Origin of the sequence: uncultured Microbacterium sp. (assembly GCF_913776565.1) — a bacterium.
Classification (GTDB): Bacteria; Actinomycetota; Actinomycetes; order Actinomycetales; family Microbacteriaceae; genus Microbacterium.
This window is the reverse complement of the sequence record NZ_CAJYPF010000089.1, coordinates 1-7,218: the sequence shown is the minus strand read 5'-3', so window position 1 is coordinate 7,218 and position 7,218 is coordinate 1. Positions and strand designations below refer to the sequence as shown.

The window sequence follows — 7,218 nt, the reverse complement described above, 5'->3', positions numbered from 1 at the left end:
GGCAACGGTCGCACCGGGACGTGGTCGCTGCCACCCGCGACGACGACCTCGATCGGATGCCGACACGATGCCCCCGCCCGCTCCTCGCTCTTCGCGGGCGCGCAGTGCCTCTTCGTCCCCGGCCCGCTGAACGATCCGGAGTCGTTCTCGCTCGAGGTCTGGTTCGCCACGACCACCCGGCCCAGCGGCAAGATCGTCGGGTTCGGCAACAGCTACGGGACCGCCTTCGACACCGACAAGTGGGACCGCCACGTGTACCTCGACGCGGCGGGCCGGGTCGTCTTCGGGACATACCCCGGTGGCCTGGTGACCATCACGACCCCGCCCGGTCGCTCCTACGCCGACGGCGCGTGGCACGCCGTGGTGGCGACCCTGTCGAGCAGCGGCACGCGGCTCTACGTGGACGGTCAGCTCGTCGGCACCGACGCGTCCACGCACGCCCAGGTCTATTCGGGCTGGTGGCGCTTCGGATGCGGGCGCTTGGACTACTGGCCCGACGCCGGCCTGCCGCCCCTGCCTCCCCCGACGGGCTTCACGGGGTCGCTGCAATACGGCGCCGTCTACACACGGGCCCTCACCCCCGCCGAGGTGCAGTCGCACTACCAGGCCGGAGCCTGGTGAGGCGCCGGTGGGCGTCGCTCTCGCGCGCCCACCGGCGACAGCTCAGGCGACCACCCGCTCCGGAGCCGGGGCCTCGTCGTCGAACTCCACCTCGGGTGGGCGACGGCGGAAGCCGCGGGTGAGCACCGCGAGCCAGACGATGCCGACGCCGATCCACACCAGCCCGACCGTGAGGGCCAGCGGCGACAGACTGAACCACAGCCAGGCGGTGAGGGCGAAGCCGAGGCCCGGGAGCACCCCGAACCGCACGATGGCCGCCGCCCCGCGGCGTCGCTCGTCGAAGAGGAAGTGCTTCACCACCGACAGGTTCACGAGCGAGAAGGCGGCGAGAGCCCCGAAGCTGATGAGCGAGGCGACCGTGTTGAGGTCGGCGAAGAGAGCGGCCAGCGACACGACGCCGACGAACAGCGCCGCACCGATCGGGGTCTGGTAGCGGCGGCTCAGCCGGGCGAAGAAGCGCGGCAGCACCCCGTCGCGGCCCATCGCGAAGAGGATCCGCGAGACGCTGGCCTGCGAGGCGAGCGCCGCCGCGATGCAGCCCGCGATGTAGGCGACGAGGAAGAAGACCTCGAGCCAGCGACCGGCCGAGACCTCCATGATCTGGTTGGCCGCGGCATCCGGGTTCTCCAGATCCGCGACGTTCGAGATGACCAGGGTCGACACGTACGCGATGACCGTGAAGATGAGCCCGCCGATGACCGTCGTGAGGATGATCGCGCGGGGCACGGTGCGCTGCGCGTCGCGGGCCTCTTCGGAGAGCGTCGAGATCGCGTCGAAGCCGAGGAACGACAGGGCGAGCATCGCCGCACCCGCGAGAAGACCGGGGAAGGTCAGACCGGCGTCGTACAGCGGTTGCAGGAGCGAGACGCCGGGGCTCTGCAGCACGTGCAGCACCGCGCACACGACGAAGACGGCGGCGAAGACGAGCTGCAGGCCGACGAGAACGAGGTTGGCGTTGCGCACGACGGTGATGCCGACGATGTTCAGTCCCGTGATCAGGAGCACGCCCGCGAGGGCGAACACCCAGGGCGGGATGCCGGGGAGCTGGGCGTTGAGGTAGATGCCCATCAGCACGTAGTTGATGAGCGGGAGCAGCAGGTAGTCGATCATGAGCGACCATCCGGTCAGGAAGCCGACGTGTCCCCCGAACGCGCGGCGGGCGTACGTGTAGGCGCTGCCCGCACGGGGGAAGGCCTTCACGAGCGCGGCGTAGCTGAAGGCGGTGAAGAGCATCGCCACGAGCGTGACGAGGTAGGCCGTCGGCACGTGACCGCCGGTGGTGACGGCGACGAGACCGTACGTGGTGAACACGGTGAGGGGCACCATGTAGGCCAGGCCGAAGATGACGAGGGAGGGCACTCCCATCACTCGCCGCAGCGAGGTGTCGGTTGCGGACATCGGGTTCCTGTTCGGGATCAGTGGGCGGCCGTCGCGGCGACGGCGCGGAAGGTGCGGATGCCGCGTCGCCACGTGCCCCGGATGCGGGCGTCGGCGATGCGGTCGGCGGGGCCGCTGCGGATGTCGCGGTCGAGCCAGACGAGGTCGGCCATCATGCCGGGGCGCAGGGTGCCGCGGCTGTCGTGATCGCCGGCCTGGAGGGCCACGCCGCTCGTGGCGGCGTCGATGGCGTCGGAGAGGGTGAGTCGTTCCTCGGGCTGCCAGCCGCCGGCGGGGAGCCCGTCGGGGTCCTGGCGGGTGACGGCGGTGCGCAGGCCCGCGAGGACGTCGGGAGAGGTGACGGGCCAGTCGCTGCCGAAGCTCAGGCGGGCCCCGGCGTCGCGGGCCGCCCGCATGCGGTACTGGCGTTCGCGGTGCGGTCCCAGCCGCGGCAGGGTCAGCTCGGTCATCACGGCGTCGGCCATCGCCCACTGGGGCTGGAAGCAGAAGCCGACGTCGAGGTCGCGCAGGCGCGGCAGGTCGGCGGGGTCGACGACCTGCGCGTGGGCGATGGTCAACCGCCGGCCGCGGCGGAGGCTGTCGCGGATGCCCTCGGCCGCGTCGATCGCGGCGCGCACGGCGGCGTCGCCGATGGCGTGCAGGTGCACGTCGAAGCCCGCCGCGTCGCACTGCGCCACGGCCGCGGCCAGCTCCGCGGGTCGCCAGTTCGGCAGGCCGCGGGTGCGCGCGTCGTGGTAGCACTCGAGCAGGTGGGCGGTGTGGTTCTCGAGGATGCCGTCGACGAAGAACTTCACCGTCCGGCAGGTCAGACCGGGTTCGGCCGAGATCCGCGCGGCGAGGCGACGCATCTCCTCCACCTGGGCGGGCCAGCGGGTGGGGTCGGCGCGCAGCGCGAGGTCGACGTCGACGGCGAGACGCCCGGCGCGGGCGGCCGCGATCCAGGCGGGGACGTCGTGCGGCTCGGTCCACGCCTCCTGCACCCACGCGATGCCCTGCGCCGCGAGGTGGGCGGTGGCCGCGGCGAGCGCCTCGACGTCGTCCTCCTCCGCGGGACGCGGGGCGTGGTCGAGCACGAGGTCGATCGCGGGTCGTTCGACGAGGGTGCCCGACGGCGACCCGTCGGCCCGCCGGACGATGCGGCCGAGCGCGGGGTCGGGGGTGTCGGCATCCACTCCGGCCGCGCGCAGCGCCGCGGTGTTGACCCAGGCGGTGTGGTAATCCCACGCGTGCAGAACGACGGGGCGGTCGGGGGTCGCCGCATCCAGCCAGCGGGCGTCGAACAGGCCGCCCTCGACGATGGTGGCGTCGTAGCTGCCGCCGACGAGCCACGCGGCGTCGGACGCGGCCGCCCACGCGCGGACGCGGTCGACGATCTCGTCGACGTCGGCGGCGTCGCGGAGCGCGGGTCCCGTGCGCTCGCGTCCGGCCAGGAGGGGGTGGGCGTGACCGTCGCGGAACGCGGGGAGCAGGAGCCCGCCCTCGAGGTCGACGTGCTCGGCGTCGGCGGGCACCGGATGCCGCGGCTCGGCGATGACGCCGTCGACGACCACGAGCCGGTCGACGTCGGGCGAGCGTCCGTCGATCCGGATCGCGCCGCCCGTGAAGACGATGGCCGCCATGGAAACCTCCTCGAATCCCGCGCTGCGAGAAACATACAGCGTAGGTTTCAAGAACGCTACGGCGTCTTCGCGCGCATCGTCGACGGCGTCGACGACTCGTCACGAACGCCTTACACGGCCGAAACACGCCGCATCGCGTAGCGTGGTCGAACCCCACCGAAAGGCCCCGCCGTGCCCCGGCCGACCCAGCCCAAGCTCTCGCGCGACGCGATCGCCCGCGCCGCCCTCGCCCTCGTCGACCGCGACGGCAGCGAGGGAGCGAGCATCCGCCGCGTCGCCGATCGCCTGAAGGTGCACCCCACGTCGCTGTACAACCACGTCCCCAACCTCGCCGCCCTGATCGAGGACGTACGCGCGATCGTGTCGTCGCGAATCGACTCCTCGTTCCTGCGCGATCGGGAGTGGGAGGAGGGGCTGCTGCTGTGGGCGCGCTCCTACCGCGACGCGTTCCGCCTGCACCCGCGCGCGATCCCCCTGCTGATGGGCAACCGCGCGTCGGCACCGCTGCTGATGTCGCAGTACGAGGACTTCGCCGTCGCCGCCGAACGCGTGGGATGGACGAGCGACGACATCCTCCCGCTGCTGACGGCCTTCGAGTCGTTCATCCTCGGCAGCGTCCTCGACGGGAGCGGCCCGACCGTCATCTTCGACCCGACCGGCCAGGAGCAGGACGTGCCGCGGTTCGCCGCGGCCTACGCGGCCCTCGACGCGCACGACCCGACCGACCCGGTCGCGACACGGGCCTTCGAACTGGGCCTCTCGCTGCTGATCGCCGGCGCACGCCCGCGCACGGAGTGAGCGGAGCTCACATCCGCGCGTAGCGCGCGCGAGCGAAGCAGAACAGGCCGTACACGACGAGGCCCGCGCCCACGAGCCACAGCACGAACTGCCCGAACGGCAGTCCCGCGAGGGAGCGCAGGGCCGCATCGAGCCCACCCGCCGCGTTCGGGTCGTGCGCGAAGGCCGCGACGAGGAACAGGATGCCGGCCACGCCGATCGCGATGCCCTTGGCGATGTAGCCAACCATGCCGAAGATCCGGATGCCGCGCCCCGCGGTGCCCCCGGGAGCGGAGATGTTCTTCATGAACGCCTTCGTGATGCCGCGGACGACGAAGGCCACGCCGATCGCCGCGACCGCGAGGCCGATGATCACCAGCACGACGAGCCCGCCCGGCGACGCCATGAGCTGCGCACTCATCGTGCGGGACTGGTCGGCGGACTCGGATCGCCCGCCCATCATGGCGGTCAACGCGGTGACCCCGATGGCCCCGTAGGCGACGGCGGTGCCGACGTACTTCGCGCGGTGCGCCCAGCGCTTCTTCGCGTCGGGGTCGCGCTCCGCCACGGCGTCGGCGATCTGCCACACCGCGAGAGCGGCGAGGCCGATGACGATCACCCACAGCAGCAGCATGCCCGCGGGAGCGGAGGCCACCTGCTGGACCGCTCCGCTCTGATCCGCGCTCTCGCCGCCCCCGCCGGTCGCGATCGAGACGGCGATCGCGCCGATCAGCAGGTGCAGCAGGCCCAGGACGACGTAGCCGATCCGGGCCGCGACGCGGAAAGCGGTGGAGTCCTGCGCTTTGTCGGCGGCGGCGGACGCAGAGGCGGAGGCAGAGGCGGAGGCGGAAGTCATCCGAGCACGCTAACGCTCAGCCCTCGTCACCGACCACCCGTTGCGCGCGACGCACTCGCCACACGTCGATCAGCGCCCAGACGAGCGTCGAGACGGCAACCCCCTCGAGCAGCCCGGCCGTCACATCCGAGAGCCAGTGCGCGTGCAGATAGGTGCGGCTCCACATCATCAGCAGCACCCAGACGACACCCGCGGCCCAGATCCACCCGCGGCGCAGGATGAGCGCGAGGGTCACTGCGATCGTCGTCGCCACGGCGGTGTGCCCGGACGGGAACGACGTCGCCTGGGTCTCGGCGAGAGAGTCGGAGGGTCGCGCACGGGCGATGACCGCGGCGAGCGGGGCGCCGATGAGGACGACGAGGGCGATCGCGGAGGCGACGTTCAGCGCGTCCCACGGCCGCTTGACGAGCAGGAAGACGATCGTCGTCGAGACGCCGATCGCGATCATGCCGATCGTCCCGCCGACCGTGGCGGGGATCCAGGCGATGATGACGAGCACGGGGTTCGCCAGGGCGGCCATCGCGTCGTCCCACCACACGTCGAAGGCCAGGGGCGCGCCGCCGTCGAGGTCGACGGCCACACGCAGCGCCACGAAGAGCACCGCGGCGACGACGCCCACGATGAGGGCGACGGGCCGACGCGCGTCGACGCGCGGACGATCGGGGAGCAGGGCGGGCTCGTCGGTGGGGGCTTCCATCCCCGCATCGTGTCAGGCGCGGACGCGGTAGCGGTACCGGTTGCCGCGACCGGCGCGAGCACTCCGGCGCCGGAAATTCCCTCTCGCCCCCGTAAAACAAACGGTGTAGGTTTTCGCCATGACCACCGAGGCCTTCACCGTCGTCGAAGCCGACATCGACCGACTGCGCTCCGCCCTCGACGCCGGCGACGTCACCAGTGTCGAGCTCGTCGCCCGCTATTTCAACCGCATCGCGGCGTACGACCGCTCCGGGATCCGCCTGCACAGCGTCCCCGTCCTCGATCCGCGCGCGTTCGCGCACGCGCGGGAGAGCGACCGGCGTCGCGCCCGCGGCGAGGCGATCGGCCCGCTCGACGGCATCCCGTTCACCGCTAAGGACAGCTATCGCGTCGAGGGTCTGCCCGTGGCATCCGGATCCCCCGCGTTCCGCGACCTCATCGCCGGAGACGACGCCTTCGCGATCGAGCGCCTGCGAGCGGCCGGAGCGGTCTTCCTCGGCCTAACCACGATGCCCCCCATGGCCGCCGGCGGCATGCAGCGCGGCGTGCACGGACGCGCCGAGTCCCCGTACAACGGCGACTACCTCACCTCGGCGTTCGGATCGGGCTCGTCCAACGGATCGGGCACGGCCACGGCGGCGAGCTTCTGCGCCTTCGGTCTCGGCGAGGAGACGTGGTCGTCGGGGCGCGCGCCGGCCTCGCACAACGCGCTCGTCGCCTACACCCCCTCGCGCGGAGTCATCTCGGTGCGCGGCAACTGGCCGCTCGTGCCGACGATGGACGTCGTCGTCCCCCACACCCGCTCGATCGCGGACATGAAGCACGTGCTGGATGCCGTGGTCGCCGACGACCCGCAGACCGAGGGCGACCTCTGGCGCACGCAGCCGTTCATCGCCCTGCCGCAGCCGTCCGAGGTGCGCCCCGCATCGTTCGCCGACCTGGAGCCGCTCCCCCTGGCCGGACGGCGCTTCGCCGTGCCGCGCATCTACATCAACGGCGATCCGGACAACGCCTCGCCGATCGTCACGCGCGAGAGCGTCATGAGCCTGTGGAACGACCTGCGCGCCGACCTCGAGGCCGCGGGCGCCGAGGTCGTCGAGACCGACTTCCCCGTGGTCGACCGGTACGAGAAGCTGCACGAGGGCGACGAGGACTTCCTCGACCGCGGGTTCGTGACGCGGGAGTTCCTCGACGACGAGGTCGGCGACCTCGCGGTGTGGGCCATGGACACCTTCCTGCGCACGAACGCGG

7 protein-coding genes are annotated in these 7,218 nt (G+C 72.1%); 3 read left to right on the top strand and 4 right to left on the bottom strand.

Annotation, left to right across the window (positions count from 1 at the left end):
- Positions 1 to 621, top strand: a 621-nt coding sequence (locus QZ433_RS04945; RefSeq protein ID WP_295780356.1) for a LamG domain-containing protein, incomplete at its 5' end; no start/stop codon positions are given.
- A gap of 42 nt (positions 622 to 663) precedes the next feature.
- Here QZ433_RS04945 and QZ433_RS04940 read toward each other — a convergent pair.
- Positions 664 to 2,019: an APC family permease gene (locus QZ433_RS04940; protein WP_295780354.1), complete on the bottom strand. Its 1,356-nt coding sequence runs from the start codon at positions 2,017 to 2,019 to the stop codon at positions 664 to 666.
- Between the two features lie 17 nt (positions 2,020 to 2,036).
- Positions 2,037 to 3,638 (bottom strand): amidohydrolase, encoded by a 1,602-nt coding sequence (locus tag QZ433_RS04935; RefSeq protein WP_295780352.1) that lies wholly within the window; start codon positions 3,636 to 3,638, stop codon positions 2,037 to 2,039.
- A 171-nt stretch (positions 3,639 to 3,809) separates the two neighbouring features.
- Here QZ433_RS04935 and QZ433_RS04930 point away from each other — a divergent pair, with 171 nt between their 5' ends.
- Positions 3,810 to 4,436, top strand: a complete 627-nt coding sequence (locus tag QZ433_RS04930) for a TetR/AcrR family transcriptional regulator C-terminal domain-containing protein (protein WP_295780350.1) — start codon at positions 3,810 to 3,812, stop codon at positions 4,434 to 4,436.
- A 7-nt stretch (positions 4,437 to 4,443) separates the two neighbouring features.
- Here QZ433_RS04930 and QZ433_RS04925 read toward each other — a convergent pair whose 3' ends face one another.
- Positions 4,444 to 5,271 carry a DUF1206 domain-containing protein gene (locus tag QZ433_RS04925; protein WP_295780348.1) on the bottom strand — a complete coding sequence of 276 codons (828 nt, stop codon included), beginning with the start codon at positions 5,269 to 5,271 and terminating at the stop codon, positions 4,444 to 4,446.
- A gap of 16 nt (positions 5,272 to 5,287) precedes the next feature.
- A complete protein-coding gene (locus tag QZ433_RS04920) occupies positions 5,288 to 5,968 on the bottom strand; it encodes a phosphatase PAP2 family protein (RefSeq protein ID WP_295780345.1) in 681 nt (226 codons plus the stop codon).
- A gap of 118 nt (positions 5,969 to 6,086) precedes the next feature.
- Here QZ433_RS04920 and QZ433_RS04915 point away from each other — a divergent pair.
- Positions 6,087 to 7,218: amidase (locus QZ433_RS04915; protein WP_295780344.1), on the top strand; the 1,132-nt coding region annotated here is incomplete at its 3' end.